The organism is Streptomyces sp. NPDC002825 (assembly GCF_040295385.1).
GTDB lineage: Bacteria > Actinomycetota > Actinomycetes > Streptomycetales > Streptomycetaceae > Streptomyces.
In genome coordinates, this window is sequence record NZ_JBEOVH010000022.1 from 70,573 (window position 1) to 93,034 (window position 22,462).

Annotated in this window: 24 protein-coding genes; 8 read left to right on the top strand and 16 right to left on the bottom strand. The window is 72.1% G+C overall.

Going from position 1 to position 22,462, the window contains the following annotated elements; translation table 11 throughout:
* Positions 1-11: 11 nt before the first annotated feature.
* The 5 genes from cbiE to ABT041_RS25620 form a co-directional block, all read right to left on the bottom strand.
* Positions 12-1,256 carry a precorrin-6y C5,15-methyltransferase (decarboxylating) subunit CbiE gene (cbiE, locus tag ABT041_RS25600; protein ID WP_351188188.1) on the bottom strand — a complete coding sequence of 415 codons (1,245 nt, stop codon included), beginning with the start codon at positions 1,254-1,256 and terminating at the stop codon, positions 12-14.
* Between the two features lie 73 nt (positions 1,257-1,329).
* Entirely contained in the window at positions 1,330-1,965 is a 636-nt protein-coding gene (locus ABT041_RS25605) for a GNAT family N-acetyltransferase (protein ID WP_351188190.1), read from the bottom strand.
* 218 nt (positions 1,966-2,183) lie between these two features.
* Complete coding sequence (locus tag ABT041_RS25610) at positions 2,184-3,038, bottom strand: MetQ/NlpA family ABC transporter substrate-binding protein (RefSeq protein ID WP_351188192.1); 855 nt, start codon at positions 3,036-3,038, stop codon at positions 2,184-2,186.
* 92 nt (positions 3,039-3,130) lie between these two features.
* Entirely contained in the window at positions 3,131-3,799 is a 669-nt protein-coding gene (locus ABT041_RS25615; RefSeq protein ID WP_351188194.1) for a methionine ABC transporter permease, read from the bottom strand.
* Positions 3,796-4,845, bottom strand: coding sequence for a methionine ABC transporter ATP-binding protein (locus tag ABT041_RS25620; protein WP_351188196.1), 1,050 nt, complete (start codon positions 4,843-4,845; stop codon positions 3,796-3,798). Before ABT041_RS25620 ends, ABT041_RS25615 begins: the two co-directional genes overlap by 4 nt.
* A gap of 588 nt (positions 4,846-5,433) precedes the next feature.
* On the opposite strand from ABT041_RS25620, the gene ABT041_RS25625 reads away from it, so the two are divergent.
* Positions 5,434-5,796, top strand: a complete 363-nt coding sequence (locus tag ABT041_RS25625) for a hypothetical protein (RefSeq protein ID WP_351188198.1) — start codon at positions 5,434-5,436, stop codon at positions 5,794-5,796.
* A 2-nt stretch (positions 5,797-5,798) separates the two neighbouring features.
* Positions 5,799-6,209: a hypothetical protein gene (locus ABT041_RS25630; RefSeq protein ID WP_351188200.1), complete on the top strand. Its 411-nt coding sequence runs from the start codon at positions 5,799-5,801 to the stop codon at positions 6,207-6,209.
* Here ABT041_RS25630 and ABT041_RS25635 read toward each other — a convergent pair.
* The 3 genes from ABT041_RS25635 to ABT041_RS25645 all read right to left on the bottom strand — a co-directional run bounded on the left by ABT041_RS25635 (position 6,206) and on the right by ABT041_RS25645 (position 8,765).
* Positions 6,206-6,694 carry a GNAT family N-acetyltransferase gene (locus ABT041_RS25635; protein ID WP_351188202.1) on the bottom strand — a complete coding sequence of 163 codons (489 nt, stop codon included), beginning with the start codon at positions 6,692-6,694 and terminating at the stop codon, positions 6,206-6,208. The genes ABT041_RS25630 and ABT041_RS25635 overlap by 4 nt on opposite strands.
* 37 nt (positions 6,695-6,731) lie before the next feature.
* Positions 6,732-7,361: a sigma-70 RNA polymerase sigma factor region 4 domain-containing protein gene (locus tag ABT041_RS25640; RefSeq protein ID WP_351188204.1), complete on the bottom strand. Its 630-nt coding sequence runs from the start codon at positions 7,359-7,361 to the stop codon at positions 6,732-6,734.
* Positions 7,362-7,595: 234 nt separating this feature from the next.
* Complete coding sequence (locus ABT041_RS25645; RefSeq protein ID WP_351188205.1) at positions 7,596-8,765, bottom strand: glycerophosphodiester phosphodiesterase; 1,170 nt, start codon at positions 8,763-8,765, stop codon at positions 7,596-7,598.
* 240 nt (positions 8,766-9,005) lie between these two features.
* Between ABT041_RS25645 and ABT041_RS25650 the strand changes: the two genes are divergently transcribed.
* Positions 9,006-9,677, top strand: coding sequence for a lysophospholipid acyltransferase family protein (locus ABT041_RS25650; RefSeq protein ID WP_351188207.1), 672 nt, complete (start codon positions 9,006-9,008; stop codon positions 9,675-9,677).
* Positions 9,678-9,742: 65 nt separating this feature from the next.
* Here the strand turns inward: ABT041_RS25650 and ABT041_RS25655 are convergent, their stop codons facing one another.
* Both ABT041_RS25655 and ABT041_RS25660 read right to left on the bottom strand, forming a co-directional pair.
* On the bottom strand, positions 9,743-11,269 hold the full coding sequence (locus ABT041_RS25655) for an MFS transporter (protein ID WP_502976592.1): 1,527 nt from the start codon (positions 11,267-11,269) through the stop codon (positions 9,743-9,745).
* Positions 11,270-11,271: 2 nt separating this feature from the next.
* The gene (locus ABT041_RS25660; protein ID WP_351188211.1) at positions 11,272-11,823 is read right to left on the bottom strand and encodes a TetR/AcrR family transcriptional regulator; all 552 of its coding nucleotides are present in this window, start codon (positions 11,821-11,823) and stop codon (positions 11,272-11,274) included.
* 85 nt (positions 11,824-11,908) lie between these two features.
* Between ABT041_RS25660 and ABT041_RS25665 the strand changes: the two genes are divergently transcribed.
* The gene (locus ABT041_RS25665; RefSeq protein ID WP_351188213.1) at positions 11,909-12,418 is read left to right on the top strand and encodes an HAD domain-containing protein; all 510 of its coding nucleotides are present in this window, start codon (positions 11,909-11,911) and stop codon (positions 12,416-12,418) included.
* Positions 12,419-12,429: 11 nt separating this feature from the next.
* On the opposite strand, the gene argH is transcribed toward ABT041_RS25665, so the two are convergent.
* Positions 12,430-13,857 carry an argininosuccinate lyase gene (gene argH / locus ABT041_RS25670; protein ID WP_351188215.1) on the bottom strand — a complete coding sequence of 476 codons (1,428 nt, stop codon included), beginning with the start codon at positions 13,855-13,857 and terminating at the stop codon, positions 12,430-12,432.
* A gap of 170 nt (positions 13,858-14,027) precedes the next feature.
* Here argH and ABT041_RS25675 point away from each other — a divergent pair, with 170 nt between their 5' ends.
* The 3 genes from ABT041_RS25675 (at position 14,028) to ABT041_RS25685 (ending at position 16,783) form a co-directional block, all read left to right on the top strand.
* Positions 14,028-15,368, top strand: coding sequence for a HEAT repeat domain-containing protein (locus tag ABT041_RS25675; RefSeq protein WP_351188216.1), 1,341 nt, complete (start codon positions 14,028-14,030; stop codon positions 15,366-15,368).
* A 75-nt stretch (positions 15,369-15,443) separates the two neighbouring features.
* Positions 15,444-16,043, top strand: coding sequence for a pyridoxamine 5'-phosphate oxidase family protein (locus ABT041_RS25680; protein ID WP_351188218.1), 600 nt, complete (start codon positions 15,444-15,446; stop codon positions 16,041-16,043).
* Between the two features lie 47 nt (positions 16,044-16,090).
* The gene (locus tag ABT041_RS25685) at positions 16,091-16,783 is read left to right on the top strand and encodes a L,D-transpeptidase family protein (RefSeq protein ID WP_351188220.1); all 693 of its coding nucleotides are present in this window, start codon (positions 16,091-16,093) and stop codon (positions 16,781-16,783) included.
* A gap of 9 nt (positions 16,784-16,792) precedes the next feature.
* Here ABT041_RS25685 and ABT041_RS25690 read toward each other — a convergent pair whose 3' ends face one another.
* Genes ABT041_RS25690 through argC form a run of 5 tightly spaced genes read right to left on the bottom strand, consistent with a single transcriptional unit; the run spans position 16,793 to position 21,632 of the window.
* A complete protein-coding gene (locus ABT041_RS25690; protein ID WP_351188222.1) occupies positions 16,793-17,350 on the bottom strand; it encodes an arginine repressor in 558 nt (185 codons plus the stop codon).
* 7 nt (positions 17,351-17,357) lie between these two features.
* Positions 17,358-18,557, bottom strand: a complete 1,200-nt coding sequence (locus ABT041_RS25695; RefSeq protein ID WP_351188224.1) for an acetylornithine transaminase — start codon at positions 18,555-18,557, stop codon at positions 17,358-17,360.
* A complete protein-coding gene (argB, locus tag ABT041_RS25700; protein WP_351188226.1) occupies positions 18,554-19,459 on the bottom strand; it encodes an acetylglutamate kinase in 906 nt (301 codons plus the stop codon). The genes ABT041_RS25695 and argB overlap by 4 nt, the downstream gene beginning before the upstream one ends.
* Positions 19,456-20,607: a bifunctional glutamate N-acetyltransferase/amino-acid acetyltransferase ArgJ gene (gene argJ / locus ABT041_RS25705; protein WP_351188228.1), complete on the bottom strand. Its 1,152-nt coding sequence runs from the start codon at positions 20,605-20,607 to the stop codon at positions 19,456-19,458. The genes argB and argJ overlap by 4 nt, the downstream gene beginning before the upstream one ends.
* Positions 20,604-21,632: an N-acetyl-gamma-glutamyl-phosphate reductase gene (gene argC / locus ABT041_RS25710; RefSeq protein WP_351188230.1), complete on the bottom strand. Its 1,029-nt coding sequence runs from the start codon at positions 21,630-21,632 to the stop codon at positions 20,604-20,606. The genes argJ and argC overlap by 4 nt, the downstream gene beginning before the upstream one ends.
* A 143-nt stretch (positions 21,633-21,775) precedes the next feature.
* Between argC and ABT041_RS25715 the strand changes: the two genes are divergently transcribed.
* Positions 21,776-22,369, top strand: coding sequence for a hypothetical protein (locus ABT041_RS25715; protein ID WP_351188232.1), 594 nt, complete (start codon positions 21,776-21,778; stop codon positions 22,367-22,369).
* The last annotated feature ends 93 nt before the right edge of the window (positions 22,370-22,462 follow it).

Sequence of the window (22,462 nt, forward strand, 5' to 3'; positions counted from 1 at the left end):
GGGCGACCGGGTCACGGGGCTCGGTCGATCCTGCGTCCGGACAGCAGGAACACGACCGAACGCTCGCGTTCCGACCAGTCGTCCGGGTCGAGTCCGACGGTCTGGAGGAGCAGGCTCTCGACGGCGTAGCCACCGTCGGCGAGGGCGGCGCCGATCGCCTCCGCCTCGTCGCGGGTGGAGGCGTGGGCGACGATGCGTTCCGGGCGCCGGTCGGTGCAGGCGGTGACGACGGGGACGCCGCCGGCCGCGATCCGTACGACGTCGGGCTCGGGCAGGCTCTCCAGGACGTGCGGGGCGCGGCCCTGGACGGTCTGGAGCGGTACTCCGTGGCGGCGGGCGGCCCGTTCGGTGCGGGCGCAGGCGGCCGGGTCGGTGTCGACGGCGATGACGGCGGCTCCGAAACGGGCGGCCTCGACGGCGAAGGCGCCGCCCGCGCAGCCGATGTCCCAGACGAGGTCGCCGGTGCGGGGGCCGAGACGGGCGAGTTGGGCGGCTCGGAGGGCGGGGTCCGCGCCTGCGCCCGGGTGCGCCGGTCCGGTTCCCGGGCTCTCGCCCTCGGAGTCGTACTCCTCGGTGGGAAGTCCCCAGCCGCGGACCGTGCGGGCGGCCGGGTCCTGGCCCATCAGCCAGGGGGCGGTGGGGGTGCCGCCGACCGCGCCGCCGATGACGAGGACGACGTTCGGGTCGCGCCAGGTGTGGTCGGCGGCCTTGTCGGAGGTGAGGACGGAGACCTGTTCGCGGTCGGTGCCGAGCTCCTCGCAGACGACGAAGGTGCGGTGCACGCCTTCGAGGAGGAGCGCGAGTTCGGCGGGTCCGGCGCCCGGGGAGGTGAGGACGGCGACCTTGGGGTGGGCGCGGCAGACGTTGACGGCGCGACGAAGGGTGCGCTGGTGGGCGACGACGATCCGGGCGTCCTCCCAGGGCATGCCGGCGCGGGCGAAGGCGGCGGCGACGGAGGAGACGGCCGGGACGACCTCGACCTCCAGGCCGTGTTCGGGGGCGCGCAGGGTGCGGACGACGCCGAAGAAGCCGGGGTCTCCGTCGGCGAGGACGACGGCGGTGCCGCGGTGGGTCGCGATGCGTCGGGCGGCGAGGTCGACGCTGCCCAGGCGGATGCGTTCGGCGGCGGGCGGCACCTCGGGCAGCGCCAGGTGGTGGGCGGCGCCGGCCACGAGGGTGGCGGCGGAGAGCGCGGACCGGGCCGCCGCGGTGAGGGGCGAGCCGTCCCAGCCGATCACCGTGACGCGGTCGGCCATCGTCGTCTGTCTCCCTGTGGTGTTGTCGCAGGTCGGGGGCGTGCCGAGCGTACCCCGGGATCGTTCCGGGGGGTCAGCTCCAGTCGGTGTACGAGGAGTAGCCGGCCTCGGCCATCTGGTCGGCGACGCCGTCGAGGTCCTCGGGGAGGAGGCCCCAGACGATGAAGTCGGTGCGCAGTTCGGCCCAGGTGCCGTCCTCGGTGCGGGTGCGGGCTATGCAGGCGTTGCGGAGGACGCCTTCGCTGATGCAGCCGATCTTCTGGGCGACCTGCTGGGAGGCGGTGTTGTCGGCGGCGGTGCGCAGTTCCAGGCGTTCGAACTTCTGGTCGCCGAAGAGCCACTGGGCGGTGGCGAGCGCGGCCTCGGAGGCGTAGCCCTCGCCGCGGGCCCAGGGGGCGATGATGTAGGACATCTCGGTGGAGCGGACGCGCCAGTCGGTGTTGCTGAGCTGCACGATGCCGACCAGACGCTGGGTCAGGAACTCGGTGACGGCGAGGTCGAGGCCGCGGCCCGCCGTGCGTTCGGTGGGGGCGTAGCGGGTGATCCAGCCGCGTGCGGCGTCCTCGGTGTAGGGCTGGGGCACGGCCGTCCAGGCGGCGACCATCTCGTCGTTCATCATCTCGGCGAGGGCGGGGGCGTCCGCCTCCTCGAGCGCGCGCAGCACCAACCGGTCCGTGTTGATGGAGATGTCCGGAAAGGTGGTAGTCATGCGCAGCTCCATGCCGTGGACCGTCCGAATCGACCGTGAACGCACAGCATGCAGCATGCGGGCGCCGGTGCGCATGGCCGGGTCGGGTGTGCCGGGGGTTCGGGGGGCGGGTGTGGCGAAGGCCCCGCGCACCGGACGGGATGCGGGGGCCTTCTGCTCAAGGACTGTACGGGGAAACCGGCCTGACGGTCCCTCGGACGTCTTTCGGCGGTGCTGCCTTACTTGGCGGCGCCGAAGGCCGGGGTGACCGAGCCCTTGTAGGTGTCCTCGATGTACTTCTTCACCTCGGGCGAGTTGAGGAGCTCGGCGAGCTTCTGCACGCGGGCGTCCTTCTCGTTGCCGGCCTTGACGGCGAGGAAGTTGGCGTACGGGTTGCCCTCCGCCTTCTCCAGGACGAGGGCGTCGTTCGCCGGGGAGAGCTTGGCCTCGATGGCGTAGTTGCCGTTGATGACGGCGGCGTCGACGTCGTTCAGGGCGCGGGGCACGGTGGCGGCCTCCAGCTCCTTGAACTCCAGGCCCTTCTTGTCGGTGATGTCGGCGAGCGTGGCGTCGGTGCCGACGCCGTCCTTGAGGGCGATGAGGCCGTTCTCCGCGAGGAGGTGGAGCGCGCGGCCCTCGTTGGTGGTGTCGTTCGGGACGGCGACGGTCTGGCCGGCCTTGATGTCCTTCACCGTCTTGAGGCTCTTGGAGTAGAGGCCCAGCGGCTCCAGGTGGACGTTGACCACCGGGACGATGTGCGTGTTGTTCTTCTTGTTGAAGTCGTCGAGGTACGGCTTGTGCTGGAAGAAGTTGGCGTCGACCTGGCCGGACTCGGTGGCGGTGTTCGGCAGGACGTAGTCCGTGAACTCCTTCACCTCCAGCTTCAGGCCGGCCTTCTCGGCCAGGTTGTCCTTGACGAAGTTGAGGATGTCGGCGTGCGGCGTCGGGGACGCGGCGACGACGAGGGCCTTGTCGGCGGAGCCGGCCGAGTCCTTGGAGGAGGACGGGTCCGAGGAGGTGCCGCAGGCGGTGAGGCCGAGGGCGAGGGCGGAGGTGGCGGCGATGCCGGCGGCGAGCTTGATGTTCTTACGCACGAAGAGTGCCTCTTTCCGGTGGAGCGGTGGACGCCTGGACAACAAGTCCGGGCTGTTCTTCGAAAACGAAGTCTTGGGGTGGCCGGGGGCCGTTACGCGGTACGGCCCCGGCGGGCGAGGAGTCGGACCACTCCGTCGCCGATGAGCTGGACGACGGTCACGACGGCGACCAGGACGACGACGGTGACCAGCATGAAGGTGGTGTCGAAGCGCTGGTATCCGTAGGTGACGGCCTTGGAGCCGAGGCCTTCGCCGCCGACCGCGCCGGCCATCGCCGAGTACCCGATGAGCACGATCACGGTGGTGGTGACGGCCGAGACCAGCGAGGGCAGGGCCTGCGGGAGCAGGACCTTGCGGACGATGGTCGGGATGCCGCCGCCCATGGCCTGGACGGCCTCGACGAGTCCGTGGTCGACCTCGCGGATCGCGGTCTCGACGAGGCGCGCGAAGAAGGGGATGGCGCCGATGGCGAGCGGCACGATCATCGCGGTCGGACCGATGAAGGTGCCGACGACGAAGGTCGTGAAGGGGATCAGGGCGATCAGCAGGATGATGAACGGCAGCGAACGCCCGACGTTCACGATCGCACCGACGACCTTGTTCACCGGCCGGTTCTGCAGCAGTCCGCCCTTGTCCGTGAGGACGAGGAGGATGCCGAGCGGCAGGCCGCCGACGACGGTGACGACGGTGGCCCACAGGACCATGTAGAGGGTGTCGACGGTGCCCTGCTCCAGGAGGGGCTGCATCTCCGACCAGGTCACTTGGCACCTTCCTTCACCAGCACGGGCGCGATCTCTTCCACGGTGTCCTCCACGAGCTCGACCTGCAGGCCCTGCTCGCGCAGGAAGCCGACCGGGACGACGTTCTCCTCGTACCGTCCGGGGAGTTCGATCCGCATCCGGCCGATCTGCTTCCCGCCGACGGTGTCCATCGCCGCCCCGAGGATCGAGATGTCGATGTTGTACGTGCGGGAGAGCTGCGAGATGACCGGCTGGGTCGCGGCCTCGCCGTGGAAGGTGACGTCCACGACGGTCCGGTCGGGGCCGGTGGGGGCGCCGCTGACCGGGAACAGCTCGGCCGCCAGCTGGGAGCCGGGCGTGGCGAGCAGTTCGCCGACGGTGCCGGACTCGACGACGCGCCCGTGCTGCATGAGGGCGGCGGAGTCGCAGATCGTCTTGACGACGTCCATCTCGTGCGTGATGAGCAGGACGGTGAGGCCGAGCTGCTGGTTGAGGTCGCGCAGGAGCTGGAGGATGGAGCGGGTGGTCTCCGGGTCCAGGGCGCTGGTGGCCTCGTCGGAGAGCAGGACCTTGGGCTTGCCGGCGAGGGCGCGGGCGATGCCGACGCGCTGCTTCTGGCCGCCGGAGAGCTGGCCGGGGTAGGCCTTGGCCTTGTCGGCGAGGCCGACGAGGTCGAGGAGTTCCAGGGCGCGGCGGGAGCGCTCGGCGCCGGAGACGCCGAGGATCTCCAGGGGGAGCTCGATGTTGTCCTTCACCGTGCGGGAGGACAGCAGGTTGAAGTGCTGGAAGACCATGCCGATGCTGCTGCGTGCCCGGCGCAGGTCCTTGCCCGCGCGGCGGCTCTTCCCGGCGAGGGCGGTGAGGTCGACGCCGTCGACGGTCACGGTGCCGGAGGTGGGGCGCTCCAGGAGGTTGACGCAGCGGATGAGCGAGGACTTGCCGGCGCCGCTCTGGCCGATCACGCCGAACACCTCGCCCTCGCGGACGTGGAGGTCGACGCCGTCCAGAGCGGTGACCTTCCGGCCGCGCGACTCATAGACCTTGGTCAGGCCCGAAGTGGTGATCACAGGGGTTTCCGTCACTGTCGAGTGCGCGACGCGGGGTCCGTCGTGCACGGGGCATTCGTCATTTCGGACAGTCAGGCGCACGGGGAGGCTGCTCCGGCTGGTGGCCGGGCGGCAGCGGTGCGCGGGGCAGGCACGGTCCGGCGCCGGATGGCGGTCGGATCGGCTCGGCCGTCGGGGTCTCGCTTCGGGGCGCGAGTCCCCCAGCCTTCGGCCGGGGGTGCCCCCACAGGCGGTTGCCCTCAGATGGCGCACATTCGACACATACAACGAGCACCGGGCGTCGTGTTCGCCTCGGTCGCAAGGGTGCGGCTGCTCGTCGTGGTCATGTCTGCAAGTAAAACATGCGCAGGTGCGAAGGGAAGGGAGCTGTCCGAATAGCGGACGCCGTTGAGACGCCATGCGGACGCGCCGGAGTCTGCCGCCGGCACGTGTTTCCGTGCGTGGCCTGGAGGGATCCGGCCCTCGGCCGGGCCCCGGCGGGGAGGGTGATCGGGTACGGGATGTGGCCAAGGCCACGCCGTGGGCGCCGGTGCCGAGGGGGTGGGGGTGAGCGCACCGGGCCATTCGGGCCGTAATACCCTCGGGCGCATGCTTGACGCCCTGACGGTCACGGTCTCCGTGGCCGCGCTCGCCCTCGCCGCCTGGTGCGGCTTCGCCGCCTTCCGTGACCAGTCCACCAAGGACTGGCACTTCATCGGCATGGCCGTGGTGACCTTCCTGGTCCTGGTCCAGCTGATCGTCGGCATCGTGCAGCTGGCGCGCGGCGAGAAGGCCGAGGAGGGCACGACGATCTTCGTCGCCTATCTGCTCGGCGCGCTGTGCGCGGTGCCCATCGCCGGTTTCATGTCGCTCGCGGAGCGCAGCCGGTGGGGTTCGGCGACGGTGGCGGCCGGCGCGGTCGTGCTGGCCGTGCTCGAAGTGCGTCTCTACGACATCTGGACGGTGGGCTGACCATGACCGTGACCGAGGGAACGACCCGTCTGGTCAAGGGCCCGGGCATGCTGCTCGTCTGGCTGTACGGCGTGATGTCGGTCGGCGCGGTCTCGCGCTCGATCTACCAGATCGCCACCGAGTTCGACCGCGCGCCGCTCGCATACAGCCTGTCGGCGGTGGCTGCGGTCGTCTACGTCTTCATCACGTACACGCTGGTACGCGGTGGGGAGAAGGCCCGCAGGGCGGCGCTGGTGTGCTGCGCCGCCGAGCTCGCGGGCGTGCTGATCGTGGGCACCTGGACGCTGGTGGAGCCGTCCGCCTTCCCGGACGCGACCGTCTGGTCGGACTTCGGATACGGCTACGTCTTCATTCCGGTGCTGCTGCCGCTGACCGGGATCTGGTGGCTGCGGCGGGCGGCCAAGGCCGCCTAGGCGGCCTTCTCCAGGGTCACCAGGGTGAGCCTCGGGCCCAGCTCGCGGGTGCCGACCTGCGCGTACCCCTTGCTGCGGTAGAGGCGGAGGTTGCCCTCGCTGCGGTGGCCGGTGAAGAGCTGGAAGCGCTTGGCCGACGCCGTCGCCTCGGCCTCGGAGGCGAAGTGCCGCTCGATGCCGTCGAGGAGGCGGCCGCCGAGGCCGTGCCGCTGCATGCGCGGGTGGACGATGAGCTTGGCGATCCGTACCGTGCCGTCCTCGTCGATACGGGCCCGCACGGAGGCGACGACCTCGTCACCGAGCCGGGCCACGAGCCCGTACCCCTCGTCGAGTTCGGCGCGCAGGGCGTCGAGCGACTGGGTGAGCGGTTCGATGGACCAGTCCCCGTACAGCTCCGCCTCGCTCTGGTAGCAGAGGTACTGCAGCTTCAGGATGTGCTCCGCGTCGTGCGGTTCCGCTGCTGAGATGGTCACACTCAGGCCCATGTGTGCACGCCTCCCGCTCATCTGGTCGATCATCGGTTTACCGCACCCTTCCCCGTCGGCCGGGGGCAGGAACCTCTGCAGCCAGCATTCTGCGCAGGCATCCCAGGCAACGGGAACGCATCGGCCCCAGACTGCCCTGTGAGATACCCAACTCTCCTGCGATTTCCCGGTAGGTGGGGTCCTCCGGGTCGAGCATCGCGGTCAGCACCTTCGGGCAGCGGCCGGGCGTCCTGGTGACGGCGGCGCGCAGGGTGCGGCGCCCCTCGGCGACGAGCAGGGAGTGTTCCGGGGAGCCGTGGGGCTCGGCGCCGCCCGGTTCGTGGACGGGTTCGTCCCGGTAGGGGCGTTCGCGGTCGTGGGTCCTGCGGGCCCGGCGGGCCTCGGCGCGGACGGCGCGCCGCAGCCATTCGGCGGGCCGCTCGGGGACGGTCCCGGTCTCCTGGAGCTGCTCCAGGAGGCGGAGCCAGACGGCCTGTTCGAGGTCGCCCGGGTCGACGCCGGCGGCCGGTGCCTCGGCGTCGGACTCGGCGGAGAGCAGCGGGGCGAGGGCGGCGAGGAGACCGGGGGCGTGCGCTTCCGGGGCGGGGGTGGCCTCGGGGAGCGCGTCGGGGCGGGTCTCGGAGAGGGACTCGGGGAGCGCTTCGGGAAGGGTCTCGGGGGAGGTCATGACCGGCACGATGCCGGGGTGCGCGGGCGTGGTTGCGGTACGGGGCGTAAACCACCCGGGAGGGGGTCGTACGGTCCGGCGGTGCGGCCGTACGGCCCCTTCGGTCCGGCGGTGTTCGCCCGTACGACCCCTTCCGTCCTGGTCTGTTCGTCGGTACGGCCCCTCAGGTCCGGGCCTGTTCGCCGGCACGGCCCCCGTCGGGCCGGCCGGGTCAGCCGGGGTAGCCGGGCCAGGTCAGGCGTCGACGGCAAGGTCCGCGGCGGCGAGCAGGGCGGTGTCCGGGTTGTCGGAGAAGATGCCGTCGATCCCCGTCTCCAGATAGCGCTTGAGGGCTCCGAAGGCGTCGCCGTACGCCGTCGGGTCCGTGCCCTTGCGGAAGTCCGCGGGCAGGAACGCGTTCTCGTTGCGGTGCGTGTACGGGTGGAGGATCAGCCCCGCGGCGTGCGCGTCGCGGACCAGGGTGGTCGGCGTGCCGAGCCGGCCGCTCGCGTCCTTCGGGATGACCAGGTCGAGCGTGGGGCCGATGCCCTGCGCGTACGAGGCGATCCAGCGCAGGCCCTCGGGCGTGACCAGGTCGGCGACCGTGCGCGGGTCCCCGGCTTCGACGAAGTCCCAGGGGCGGCTGCTCGCGCCGGAGAGCAGGACGACGCCCGGGGCGTCCACCAGCTTCGCCAGCCGCTGGATGCTGCTGGGCTCGAAGGACTGGAGGAAGACCGGGGAGTTCGCGCGGTGGCGTCCGTACCGGCGCAGCAGCTTCGCGAGGCGCTCCTCCAGGCCGAGGCCGAGGGAGCGGAAGTAGCTGGGGTGCTTGGTCTCGACGTGGAGCCAGATCTCGCGGCCCCGGCGGCGGCCCTCCTCCTCGGCCCACTCCAGGACCTCCTCGAAGGTGGGGACCGTCCAGCGGCCGTCGTAGAGGGTGTTCTCCTGGCGGGTGCCGGGGATGCGCTCCTTGGCCCGCAGGGTCTTGAGCTCGGCGAGCGTGAAGTCCTCGGTGAACCAGCCGGTGAGGGCGGTGCCGTCGACGGTCTTGGTGGTCTTGCGGGAGGCGAACTCGGGGTGGTCGGCGACGTCGGTGGTGCCGGTGATGTCGTTCTCGTGACGGCAGACCAGGTGGCCGTCGCGGGTGGGCACGAGGTCCTGCTCGACGACGTGGGCGCCGAGGTCGAGGGCGTGGCGGTAGGAGCCGAGGGTGTGCTCGGGGCGGTAGCCGCTGGCGCCCCGGTGGCCGATGACGGTGGGGACGGGGAGGGAGCGGTAGCCGTGGCCGCGGCCGGGCGTGCCGTCCGGGGCGGCGGCCTGCGCGGTGCCGGTGGCCGCGAGGGCCGCGGAGGCGCCGAGGACGGTGGCGCCCGCCGCTCCGAGAACCGTCCGCCGTGCCGGGGTCCGGCGTTCGCCCTGGGTCATGAGGATCCTCCTGTGTGAGCCGCGGTGTGATGTCCCGCACCTGTCAACTGTTGTCCCCGACGCTAGGCAGCGGGCCCCTACGGGCGGCAGACCTCGGCCGAACATGGCGGAAACACGCGTCAACACTGCGTATCCACTCGGTGAACCCGATGTGCGCGTGAGGGTGACCCGCGAGTATCGTCGCCAGCTGCAACCGTCGTCTCGACAACTCGACCGACCCGCGTCCCACCGGAGGAACCGTTGTCCCGTCATGCGATCATCAAGGCAGTGCTCGGGCCGGTCATGCGCCTGATGTTCCGCCCCCGCGTGGAGGGCGCCGAGAACATCCCCGGGACGGGTCCCGTGATCCTCGCCGGCAACCACCTGACCTTCATCGACTCGATGATCATGCCGATCTGCCTGGACCGTCCGGTCTACTTCATCGGCAAGGACGAGTACGTGACGGGCAAGGGCCTCAAGGGCCGCGCGATGGCCTGGTTCTTCACCAGCGTCGGCATGATCCCGGTGGACCGGGACGGCGGCCGCGGTGGTGTGGCGGCGCTGATGACGGGCCGTCGCGTCCTGGAGGAGGGCAGGATCTTCTCGATCTACCCCGAGGGCACCCGCTCCCCCGACGGCCGGCTCTACCGGGGCCGTACGGGCATCGCGCGGCTGACCCTGATGACGGGGGCGCCGGTGGTGCCGTTCGCGATGATCGGCACCGACAAGATCCAGCCGGGCGGGGCGGGCTTCCCGCGCCCGGGCCGGGTGACGGTCCGCTTCGGCGAGGCGATGGAGTTCTCGCGGTACGACGGGATGGACCGCGACCGCTATGTGCTGCGCGCGGTGACGGACTCGGTGATGGCCGAGGTCATGCGGCTCTCCGGGCAGGAGTACGTGGACATGTACGCCACCAAGGCGAAGGCGGCGTAGGCGCTCCGCTTCGGTTCGGCGGTACTCGAGGGCGGCGTCCTGGACAGGGCGCCGCCCTCGTGTTCCTACTTCTCCAGCTTCTGGCCCCTGAGGAGGAACCAGGCCGCGACCGCCGTCGCGAGGAGGACCGCCGCGCCGACGCCCGCGGCGATCCGCAGGCCGTCGACGAAGGCCTCCTGGGCGGAGGCCACCAGGGCGGTCGCCGCCTGCGGGTCGAGGCCGCCGGCGGCCTCGACCGCGCCGCCGAGGGACTCGTGGGCGGCCGACGCGACGTCCGAGGGGACACCGGCCGGGGTGGCGAAGCCGCGGTAGACGCCGGTCACGATGGAGCCGAGGACGGCGATGCCGAGCGCGGCGCCCAGTTCGTACGCGGTCTCGGAGACGGCGGAGGCGGAACCGGCCTGCTCCTTCGGGACGCTGGAGAGGATCACGTCCGCGGTCACGGTGAAGGCGAAGCCCGCGCCCACGCCGACGACGAGGAGGCTGGCGCCGAGCAGCGCGTAGCCGGTGTGCTGGTCGAGGGTCGTCAGGACGGCGAGGGAGAGGCCGACCGCGGCGAGACCGCCGGCCACCACGGAGCGTACGGAGAAGCGGCGGGCCACGACGCCGGCGACCAGACCGGCCGTCACGGCGCCGATCGCGGCGGGCAGTTCGGCGAGTCCGGCCTCCAGGGGCTGGCGGCCCTGGACCAGCTGGAAGAACTGGGACAGGAAGAACACCAGGCCGGAGAGGCCGAGGATGGTCAGCAGGTCGGCGAGGACGGCGCCGGAGAAGCCGCGGTGGCGGAAGAGCCGCATGTCCAGGAGCGGCGCGGGCAGGGTCAGCTGCCTGCGGACGAACCAGGTGAGGGCGGCGACGCCGAGGAGGGCGGCCATGCCGGCGTCCAGGGAGAGGCCGTGGGAGGCCAGTTCCTTGACGGCGTACACGACTCCGATGACGCCGACGAGGGAGAGGGCGACGCTGGGGAGGTCCCAGGGGCCGTGGTTGGGGTTCTTCGACTCGGGGATCAGCTTGATGCCGACGAGGACGAGGACGGCCATGACGGGCAGGTTGATGAGGAAGACCGAGCCCCACCAGAAGTGCTCCAGGAGGAACCCGCCGACGACGGGTCCGACGGCGGCGCCGGCCGAGGCCATGGCGCCCCAGATGCCGATGGCGAGGCTGCGCTCGCGGGGGTCGTGGAAGAGGTTCCGGATGAGCGCCAGGGTCGAGGGCATCAGGGTCGCGCCGGCGACGCCGAGGAGGGCGCGGGCGACGATCATCATCTCGGGGCTGCTCGCGTAGGCGTTCAGGACCGAGAGGGCGCCGAAGGCGGTGGCCCCGATCAGCAGGAGCTTCTTGCGGCCGATGCGGTCGCCGAGGCTGCCCATGGAGACCAGGAGTCCGGCGATGACGAAGGAGTAGACGTCGCCGATCCAGAGCAGCTGGCTGCCGGTGGGCTTGAGGTCCTCGGAGAGGAAGGGGGTGGCGAGGCCGAGCACCGTGGCGTCGACCGCCACGAGGAGGACGGCCAGGACGAGCACGGAGAGGGCGAGCCACCGGCCGGGACGGTGCGCGCCCTCGGTATGGCTCTCGGTCCTGATGCCGCTGATGGTCACTTCTCCACGCTCCTGCGCGCTCCGCCGAGCAGCAGCTCGACGATCATGTACTGGAAGTCCTTGGCGGCGACCCGGCCGTCCTGCACGGCCCAGGCGCCGGAACCGATGAGCCCGTAGAGGGCCTCGGTGAGCCAGGCGGGGGTCAGGTCGATGCGGAAGACGCCCTGTTCCTGGCCGCGCCGGAAGAGGGCGGAGACCCGGGCGTCGAGGCGTTCCCAGCCTTCGTTCTGCTGGTCGCCCTCGAAGAGCTGGTTCTCGGTGACGAGGAACGAGAGCAGCGGCGCGACGGGTTCGACCTCGGCCACGAGCCGGCGTACGGCCTCGTCGGCGGGCCCCTCCTCGGTGCGGGCCCGGTCGTGGGCCGCCTCCAGCTCCTGCAGCCCGAGCTCCTCGAGCGCCCGCACCAGCGCGTCCCGCCCGGCGAAGTGGCGGTGCAGCGTGGCCCGCCCGATCCCGGCGGCCCTGGCGACCTCGTCCATGGTGGCGGTCGCCTTGCGGGTGAGCAGGGCGGCGGCGGCGCGGAGCACCTGGGTGCGATCGACTGACATGAGACAACCATACACCCGATGAGACATCGGTGTCTCATTCGATAAATCGACGCCTCACGGGAGGCGGGAACGGAATGCTGTGGTGATGACGAAGCCGCTACTGCTGATCGACGTCGACGGGCCGCTGAATCCGTACGCGGCGCAGCGCGAGCGGCGTCCGGAGGGGTACGCGACGCACCGGATGCGTCCGGGCGGCTGGTTCGAGACGAAGCCGCTGCGGGTGTGGCTCAACCCGGACCACGGGAGCGAGCTGCTCGCGCTGGCGGAGGCGTACGAGCTGGTGTGGGCGACGACCTGGAAGGCCGAGGCGAACGAGTGGATCGGGCCACACCTCGGGCTGCCCGAACTGCCGTTCGTCGACTGGCCGAAGATGCACGGGGCCGCCCCGCGCGGGACCTTCTGGAAGACCCAGTACATCCTGGAGTACGCGGCGGGGCGGCCGTTCGCATGGGTCGACGACGACATCACGTCGTACGACCACGAGTACGTGGAGCAGAAGCACCTCGCCGCCGCCCTGTTGCTGCACGTCGACCCGCGGATCGGGCTGACCCGGCCGGACTTCGACGCGCTCGCGGAGTGGGCGGCGGCGCTGTGACGTGCTGAGGGCTACTTCTTGGCCTCGGCCCAGGCGTGCTGGATCACCAGGTCCGCCTTGACCTCGACGAGCTGGGTGGCGACCGCCGAGGGGGCGGTGCCGCCGCGGCCGTTGCGGGAGGCGAGGGCGCCGGGGACGTTGAGGACGGTGCGGACCTCGGGGGTGAGGTGCTCGGAGATCTTGCCGAACTGCTCGTCCGTGAGCTCGTCCAGCTCCTTGCCCTCGGACTCGGCGACCTTCACGCACTCGCCGGCGACCTCGTGCGCCACCCGGAACGGCACGCCCTGCTTGACCAGCCACTCGGCGATGTCGGTGGCGAGGGAGAAGCCGGCCGGGGCCAGTTCCTCCATGCGCTCCCGGTTGACGGTGAGGGTGGCCATCATGCCGGTGAAGGCCGGAAGCAGGATCTCCAGCTGGTCGCAGGAGTCGAAGACCGGCTCCTTGTCCTCCTGGAGGTCCCGGTTGTAGGCGAGCGGGAGGGCCTTCAGGGTGGCCATCAGGCCGGAGAGGTTGCCGATGAGGCGGCCGGACTTGCCACGGGCCAGCTCGGCGATGTCCGGGTTCTTCTTCTGCGGCATGATCGACGAGCCGGTGGAGAAGGCGTCGTGCAGGGTCACGAAGGAGAACTCCTTCGTGTTCCAGATGATGATCTCCTCGGCGATCCGGGAGAGGTTGACGCCGATCATCGCCGTGATGAAGGCGAACTCGGCGACGAAGTCGCGGGAGGCCGTGCCGTCGATCGAGTTGCCGGCCGAGCCCCGCTCGAAGCCGAGGTCCTTCGCGACCGCCTCCGGGTCGAGCCCGAGGGAGGAGCCGGCGAGGGCGCCTGAGCCGTACGGCGAGACGGCCGTCCGGGTGTCCCACTGGCGCAGCCGCTCGGCGTCCCGGGAGAGCGCCTGGGCGTGGGCGAGGACGTGGTGGGCGAAGAGCACCGGCTGGGCGTGCTGGAGGTGCGTACGACCGGGCATGGCGACGTCCGGGTGGGCCTCGGCGAGGCCGACGAGGGCGTCCTGGAGGTCGGCGATGAGGCCGCCGATGATCCGGGCGTGGTCGCGCAGGTACATCCGGAAGAGGGTGGCTACCTGGTCGTTCCGGGACCGGCCGGCGCGCAGCTTGCCGCCGAGCTCGGCGCCGAGGCGCTCCAGGAGGCCCCGCTCCAGGGCGGTGTGGACGTCCTCGTCGGCGATGGTGCCGACGAAGGAGCCGTCGGCGACGTCCGCCTCCAGCTGGTCGAGCCCGGCGAGCATACGGGTCAGCTCGTCCTCGGTGAGCAGGCCGGCCTTGTGCAGCACGCGCGCGTGGGCACGGGAGCCGGCGATGTCGTACGGCGCGAGCCGCCAGTCGAAGTGGACCGAAGCGGAGAGCTTCGCCAGGGCCTCGGCGGGGCCGTCGGCGAACCGTCCGCCCCAGAGCCGGACGTCACCGTTGTTGCTGCTCACTGCTGCTCCTCGATCGAACGTGGGCGGATGACGCTAGGTCGACGTTGATAGGCATAACTATGCGGATGGCCGTATGTTTTGTCAATCGCGGTCCTCGGTGCGCACGCCTTCGGTCCGTGGGCGACGAAAACCGGAGGCGTCTGCGTACACCCTGTCCCTACGCTCCGCCCATGGAAGACAGCGACACCGCCGCAGCCGCCCGACTGGCCCGGGGAACGGCGCTCGCCTCGGCGATCGACACCTCGGACGCCTCCGCCTGGACGGGTCTCGACCGCGCCGTGCGGGAGCTCGCCCGCATCCGCCCGTCCGCGCTGCCGGACCTCGCCTGGGCGACCGGCCGCCGCCTCACCTGGTCGTGGAACGCGCCGCCGCCCACCCTGCACCTCACACGCCGCGAACCCGACGAGCGTGCACTCGCCCTCGCGCTCTGCCACCCCGACGGCCGGATACGCGAGGCGGCGCTGCGCCGCGCGGCCCGACTTCCCGCGCCGGCTCTGGGGCCGCTGCTGCCCCTCGTGGCGATCCGCTGCGCGGACTGGGCGGAGCCGGTGCGCGAGCCGGCCCGCGACCTGCTGCGGGCCGCGCTCCCGGGTGTCGCGCCCGACGCCGTCGTCGTCCTGGCCGCCGTCGTCCTGCGGACGGCGGCGCGCCGGCGCGGGGACGCCGCCCTGACCCTGCTCGAAGCGGCCCTCCGGGAGTGCCCGGGACCCGTCCTCGACGCCGTCCTCGTCGGCCCGGACCGGGCGACCCGGCGCCTCGCGCACCGGATCGCGGTCGAGCGCCGGCACCTCTCCCCCGCGCGGTTCGCCTCGGCCGCGGCCGCCGACCCGGACGTGGTGGTCCAGGACGTCTGCGCGGACGGTGCGGTCGCCGGAGTCGGCCCCGAGAGCGGGGACGGGGTACTGCTCCCGCTCCTGCGCTCCCGCCACTCCCGGGTGCGCGCCGCGGGGGTGACGGCGCTGCGCCGGGCCGGGCGGCCCGGGGAGGCCGAGGCGTACCTGGCGGACCGGTCGGGCCTGGTGCGGGCCTGCGCGCGGTACGTGCTGCGGCAGCACGGCGTCGACGTCGCCCCGGTCTACCGGGACCTGTGCGCGGGGACGGCGGTGCCGCCGGCCGCGCCGCTCGGTCTCGCCGAGTGCGGCGCGGGCGAGGACGCCGCCCTGCTGTGGGATCTCACGGAGCACCCGCACCCGGGCGTGCGCGCCCACGCCGTGGCCGGGCTGCGCGTACTGGACGCGACGGACTGGGCGCGCCTGGTGCCGCTGCTCGACGACCCCGCGCCCGGGGTCGTACGGGAGACGGCGACCGCCCTCGTACCGTGGACCGATCGGCTGCCGAGGGAGGAGCTGTCGGACCGGCTCGGGACGCAGCGGCCCCGGCACGTGCGCGTGGCGGCGTTCCGGCTGCTGGTGGCGCACGGTGGTCCGGAGTTGCGGGAGGTCGCCTGGTCGCTGATCGACGACGCCGAGCCGAAGCTGCGCGCCAACTCGCGGGCGCTGCTCCGGAACTGACGCACCCCGTGCCGGGTGCCTTCCGGTCGGCGAGACGCTGCTGCGCCGGGCGCCCGCGAGGAGAAGAATCGGGCCATGGGAAAAACGTATGAGCGTATCGACGGGCGGCTTCGGGCCTTCATCGAGGAGCAGCCGGTGTTCTTCACCGCCACTGCTCCCCTGGCCGGCGACGGGCACGTCAACCTCTCCCCCAAGGGCCGCAAGGGCACGCTCGTCGTGCTCGACGAACTGACCCTGGCATACGTCGACTTCGGTGGCAGCGGCGCCGAGACGATCGTGCATCTGCGGGAGCCGGGGAACGGGCGGATCACCCTGATGTGGACCGCGTTCTCCGGGCCGCCGACCGTCGTGCGGGTGCACGGGACCGGCGAGGCCGTGCTGCGGGACGATCCGCGGTGGGCCGAGCTGTTCGCGCGGTTCCCCGCCGAGGCCGTCGAGGGGCAGGGCAGTGCCCGGGCGATCGTCCTCGTGCACGCGCGGCGGGTCAGCGACGCCTGCGGGTACGCCGTCCCGCTCATGGAGTACCGGGAGGACCGGACCCTGCACGCCGAGTACTTCAACCGGAAGACGGACGAGGAGTTCAACGCGTACTGCGCGCGCAAGGAGCACATCGCCAGCAGCCTCGACGGGCTGCCCGCGCTGCCGCTCCCGCTGCCGCCGCTGCCCGCCGAATAGCCCTTCACGACGGGCGGGGGCGTCTGGACGGCCCTAGCGTCGCGGGCATGCGTACTCTGCTCGTCCTCGGCGCCGCCCTGCTCTCCCTCGGCTCCGCGCCCGCACCCGCGCCCGTACCGCTGCCCGAGCGGATGGCCGACACCGGCGGGGGTTCCCAGCTGATCACGGCCGAGGCCCCGGACACGGACTCCACCACGGGCACGCTGACCTGGTGGGACCGGCGGGGAGGGCGTTGGGTCGTGGCCGGCTCGGCGCCCGCCCGGTTCGGGGCGAACGGGCTCGCCGAGGGCGGATCGCGCCGCCAGGGCACGAACACGACGCCCACCGGCCTCTACCGGCTGCCGTACGCCTTCGGGGTGCGGGACAGGCCGGCCGGGACCCGCTTCCCGTACGCCCGCGTCACCGAGCGCTCCTGGTGGTGCCAGGACAACGCCTCCCGCGCGTACAACCGCTGGGTCGAGGGGCTACCCCGGGACTGCCGGGCGGAGGAGGCCGAGCATCTCGCCTCGTACGGTACGCAGTACGCGTACGCGCTCGTCATCGGCTTCAACTACGAGCGTCCGGTACGCGGGCGCGGAGCCGGGATCTTCCTGCACGTCAACGGGCGCGGGGCGACCGCCGGTTGCGTCTCCGTGCCGGCCGGCACGATGCGCGCGGTCCTCGCCTGGGCGGATCCCGCGCGCCGGCCGCACATCGCCGTCGGAACGCGGGGCGGTCCGACGGCGATCACACGGTACTGAGTCCCAGGACTACTTCTGGGCCAGCTTCAGGAGGTGGTCGGCGAGCGCCTGCCCGCCGACCGGGTCGCGGCTGATGAGCAGCAGCGTGTCGTCACCCGCGATCGTGCCGAGGATGGCGTGGAGTTCGGCCTGGTCGATGGCCGACGCGAGGAACTGGGCGGCGCCCGGCGGGGTCCTCAGCACCACCAGGTTGGCCGAGGCCTCGGCGGAGATCAGCAGTTCGCCGGAGAGGCGCCGCATGCGCTCCTCCTTCGCGGACTCGCCGAGCGGCGCCTGCGGGGTGCGGAAACCGCCCTCGCTGGGCACGGCGTAGATCAGCTCGCCGCCCGTGTTGCGGATCTTCACCGCGCCGAGCTCGTCGAGGTCGCGGCTGAGCGTCGCCTGGGTGACGCTCAGTCCGTCGTCCGCGAGCAGCTTGGCGAGCTGGCTCTGCGAGCGCACCGGCTGCCGGTTGAGGATGTCGACGATCCTGCGGTGGCGTGCGGTGCGGGTCTGCGGAACGGACGGCCCTCCCCCAGGCTCCGCCTGGGGGGACCCCCAGTGCACGTTCTCCTGCGCGTCGGTCATCGTCGTCTCATTCTCCGGTTCGTCCTTGCCCGTTCGCCTCGTCCAGGACGCCGGGCAGCGCCCGGAGGAAGGCGTCCGCCTCGGCGTCGGTGAGGACCAGCGGAGGCATGATCCGTACGACGTCGGGTGCGGGCGCGTTCACCAGGAGGCCCGCGTCCTGGGCCGCCTGCTGCACCTGGGGTGCGAGGGGCCCGGTGAGCACGATACCCAGCAGGAGGCCCGCACCACGGACGTGGGAGACCAGCGGGTGGCCCAGACCCTCGATTCCCTGGCGCAGCCGCTCCCCCACCGACTTCACGTGGTCGAGGGCCGCGTCGGCGCCGAGGGTGTCCAGGACGGCGAGTCCGGCGGCGCAGGCGACCGGGTTGCCGCCGAAGGTGGTGCCGTGGTGGCCGGGCGCGAAGAGCTCCGCGGCCTCCCCGAAGGCGACGGTCGCGCCGAGCGGGAGGCCGCCGCCGAGGCCCTTGGCGAGGGTCACGACGTCGGGCTCGACGCCCTCGTGGGCCTGGTGCTCGAACCAGTGGCCGCACCGGCCGATGCCGGTCTGCACCTCGTCGAGGACGAGGAGGGTGCCGGTGGCGCGGGTGATCTCCCGGGCGGCCTTGAGGTAGCCGGCGGGCGGCACGACGACGCCGTTCTCGCCCTGGATGGGCTCGATGATGACGAAGGCGGTGTCCTCGGTGACCGCGGCCCGCAACGCCTCCACGTCCCCGTACGGCACGTGCGTGACGTCGCCGGGGAGCGGCAGGAACGGGGTCTGCTTGCCGGGCTGGCCGGTGAGCGCGAGGGAGCCCATGGTCCGGCCGTGGAAGCCGCCGTCGGTGGCGACCATGTGGGAGCGGCCGGTGAGCCGGCCGATCTTGAACGCGGCCTCGTTGGCCTCGGCGCCTGAGTTGCAGAAGAAGACCTTGCCGGGGCGGCCGAAGAGGCCGAGGAGCCGCTCGGCGAGGGCGACGGGCGGTTCGGCGACGAAGAGGTTGGAGACGTGGCCGAGGGAGGCGATCTGCCGGGACACGGCCTCGACGACGGCCGGGTGGGCGTGGCCGAGGGCGTTGACGGCGATGCCGCCGACGAAGTCCAGGTACTGCTTGCCGTCGGCGTCCCAGACCTTGGCGCCCTCACCGCGGACGAGCGGCAGCCGGGGGGTGCCGTAGTTGTTCATGAGCGATCCCTGCCACCGCTGGGTCAGCTCGGTGTTGCCGGTCATCGGTCCCCCTGTCCGTCCGGCACGACCATCGTGCCGATGCCCTCGTCGGTGAAGATCTCCAGCAGGATCGAGTGCGGGACCCGGCCGTCGATGACGCGGGCCGTGGTGACCCCGTTCCGTACGGCGTGCAGGCAGCCCTCCATCTTGGGGACCATGCCGCTGGAGAGCTCGGGCAGCAGCTTCTCCAGCTGGCTCGCGGTGAGCCTGCTGATGACCTCGTCGCTGTTCGGCCAGTCCTCGTAGAGGCCCTCGACGTCGGTGAGGACCATCAGGGTCTCGGCACCCAGCGCCGCAGCGAGTGCCGCAGCCGCCGTATCAGCATTGACGTTGTAGACATGTCCGTCGTCCTGGGAGCGGGCGATGGAGGAGATGACCGGGATCCGGCCGTCCTCCAGGAGCGCTTCGATGGCGCCGGTGTCGATGGCGGTGATCTCGCCGACGCGGCCGATGTCGATCGACTCGCCGTTGATCACCGGCTGGTGCTTGGTGGCGGTCATGGTGTGGGCGTCCTCGCCGGTGAGACCGACGGCGAGCGGGCCGTGCTGGTTGAGCAGGCCGACGAGTTCGCGCTGGACCTGGCCCGCGAGCACCATCCGGACGACGTCCATCGCCTCGGGGGTGGTGACCCGCAGGCCCGCCTTGAACTCGCTGACCAGGCCGGCCTGGTCGAGGGCGGCGTTGATCTGGGGGCCGCCGCCGTGCACGACGACCGGCTTGAGGCCGGCGTGGTGCAGGAAGACGATGTCCTGGGCGAAGGCGGCCTTGAGGTCGTCGTCGATCATGGCGTTGCCGCCGAACTTGATGACGACGGTCTTGCCGTGGTGGCGGGTGAGCCAGGGCAGTGCCTCGATGAGGATCTGGGCCTTCGGGAGGGCGGTGTGCTTCCGCGCGGTGTGGGTCATGACGAGTACGCGCTGTTCTCGTGGACGTAGTCGGCGGTGAGGTCGTTCGCCCAGATGACGGCGGACTCCGCGCCGGCCGCGAGGTCGGCGGTGATCGTGACCTCCCGGTAGCGCATGTCGACCAGGTCGCGGTCCTCGCCGACGGAGCCGCTCTTGCAGACCCAGACGCCGTTGATGGCGACGTTGAGCCGGTCGGGCTCGAAGGCGGCCTTCGTGGTGCCGATGGCGGAGAGCACCCGGCCCCAGTTGGGGTCCTCGCCGTGGATGGCGCACTTGAGGAGGTTGTTGCGGGCGATGGAGCGGCCCACCTCGACGGCGTCGTCCTCGGTCGCGGCGTTGATCACCTCGATGCGGATGTCCTTGCTGGCGCCCTCGGCGTCGCCGATGAGCTGGCGGGCGAGGTCGTCGCAGACGGTCCGTACGGCCTCGGCGAACTCGTCCTGCCCGGGGGTGACGCCGGCGGCGCCGGAGGCGAGGAGGAGGACCGTGTCGTTGGTGGACATGCAGCCGTCGGAGTCGACCCGGTCGAAGGTGAGCCGGGTGGCGGTCCGCAGGGCGGCGTCGAGGCCCTTGGCGTCGACGTCGGCGTCGGTGGTGAGGACGACGAGCATGGTGGCGAGGCCGGGGGCGAGCATGCCCGCGCCCTTGGCCATGCCGCCGACCGTCCAGCCGTCCTTGGTGACCACGGAGGTCTTGTGGACGGTGTCGGTGGTCTTGATGGCGATGGCCGCCTTCTCGCCGCCGTGCTCGGAGAGTTCGGCGGCGGCCTTCTCGACGCCGGGGAGCAGCTTGTCCATGGGGAGCAGGACGCCGATGAGGCCGGTGGAGGCGACGGCGACCTCGCCAGCGCCGATGCCGAGGACGTCGGCGACCTTCTCGGCGGTGGCGTGGGTGTCCTGGAAGCCCTGCGGGCCGGTGCAGGCGTTGGCGCCGCCCGAGTTGAGGACGACCGCGGTCAGCTCGCCGTCGGCGAGGACCTGCTGGGACCAGAGGACGGGGGCGGCCTTGACGCGGTTGGAGGTGAAGACTCCCGCGGCGGCGCGGCGGGGCCCGGTGTTGACCACGAGGGCCAGGTCCGGGTTGCCGTTCGCCTTGATCCCGGCGGCGATGCCCGCTGCCGTGAATCCCTTCGCTGCGGTGACGCTCATGGAGCGACTCCAATCGTGGAAAGTCCGGTGGCCTCGGGAAGCCCGAGGGCGATGTTCATGCTCTGCACCGCGCCGCCGGCGGTGCCCTTGGTGAGGTTGTCGATGGCGCTGATGGCGATGATCCGGTTCGCGTTGGCGTCGTACGCGACCTGCACCTGAACGGCGTTGGAACCGTAGACGGACGACGTGGCCGGCCACTGCCCCTCGGGCAGCAGGTGGACGAAGGGCTCGTCCGCGTAGGCCTTCTCGTACGCGGCCCGTACGGTCTCGGCGGTGACGCCGGGCTTCGCGGTGGCCGTGCAGGTGGCGAGGATGCCGCGGGGCATCGGCGCCAGGGTGGGCGTGAAGGAGACGGTGACCCGCTCCCCCGCCGGTCCGCTGAGGTTCTGGATCATCTCGGGCGTGTGGCGGTGGCCGCCTCCGACGCCGTACGGGGACATGTTGCCCATGACCTCGCTGCCGAGCAGGTGCGGCTTGGCGGCCTTGCCCGCGCCGGAGGTGCCGGAGGCGGCGACGATCACGGCCTCGGGCTCGGCGAGCCCCTCCGCGTACGCCGGGAAGAGCGCGAGCGAGACGGCGGTCGGGTAGCAGCCGGGGACCGCGACGCGCTTGGACCCCTCCAGGGCGGCGCGGGCGCCGGGCAGTTCGGGGAGGCCGTAGGGCCAGGTGCCGGCGTGCGGGGAGCCGTAGTACGTCTCCCAGTCGGCCGGGTCCTTGAGACGGAAGTCGGCACCCATGTCGATGACGAGGACGTCGGGCCCGAGCTGCTCGGCGACCGCGGCGGACTGGCCGTGCGGCAGCGCGAGGAAGACCACGTCGTGTCCGGCGAGCTCCTCGGCGGTGGTGGGCGCGAGGACGCGGTCGGCGAGCGGGAGCAGGTGGGGCTGGAGGGCCCCGAGTCGCTGGCCGGCGTTGGAGTGGCCGGTCAGTGTCCCGATCTCCACGTGGGGGTGGGCGACGAGGAGACGCAGGAGCTCTCCGCCCGCGTATCCGCTCGCACCCGCCACTGCTACTCGTACCGTCATCGAAACCCTCCTCATGGATGGCATGACTATACGTCTCGCCGAACTTTTATGCAACGACCTGGTCCCGGCGGCCGAGGGTCCACCTTTCAGCGCACCACATATCCGGTCGCCCGGCGCGGCACGACCCTGACAGGGTGTCCCCCATGCGTTCCGAGCCCGTACGTCCCGGACCGGCCCGTCACCACGACCACGGCATCTGGCTCGCCGGATTCACCCGAAGAGTGCTCGTCGTCTGCCCGAGGTGCGGTGGCCGCGCGCTCGTCACGCCCCGGCCCGACCTGCCGGCTCCGGGGAATCCGCTCTTCGAGCCACGCCGCCTCACCTGCGGCGGCTGCGGCGCGGTCGCCGAATGGACCGCCGAACAAAGGGGCCGCGCTCTGGTCGGAGTGGTGCCCGGCGGCACCGAGGACCCCTTCTTCCGCCGGCCGCTCTGGCTTCAGACCCGCTGCGCGGGCCGGATCCTCTGGGCCTACGACGAGGAGCACGTCGACGCGCTCGCGGCATACGCGGGGGCCCGGCTCCGCATCCGCCACGCCTCCCCGACGCTGGGGATGTTCGCCCGGCTGCCGGCCTGGATGAAGTCCGCGAACCACCGCGACGAGGTCCTGGCCGGCCTGGCGACCCTCCGGACCCTCGCCGGACTCTCGGCCCCCGCTGACCGCTCCGACGCGGCCCACGAACGGGGCGACCGGCCGCGCCACCACGGCAGTCTGATGTTCCGGGGCGGGGCGTACTAGACGGCGGGCCGTTCCGGGGGGGGGCGTACGGGACGGCAGGCCGTTCCGGGGGTGGGGCGTACGGGACGGCAGGCCGTTCCGGGGGTGGAGCGT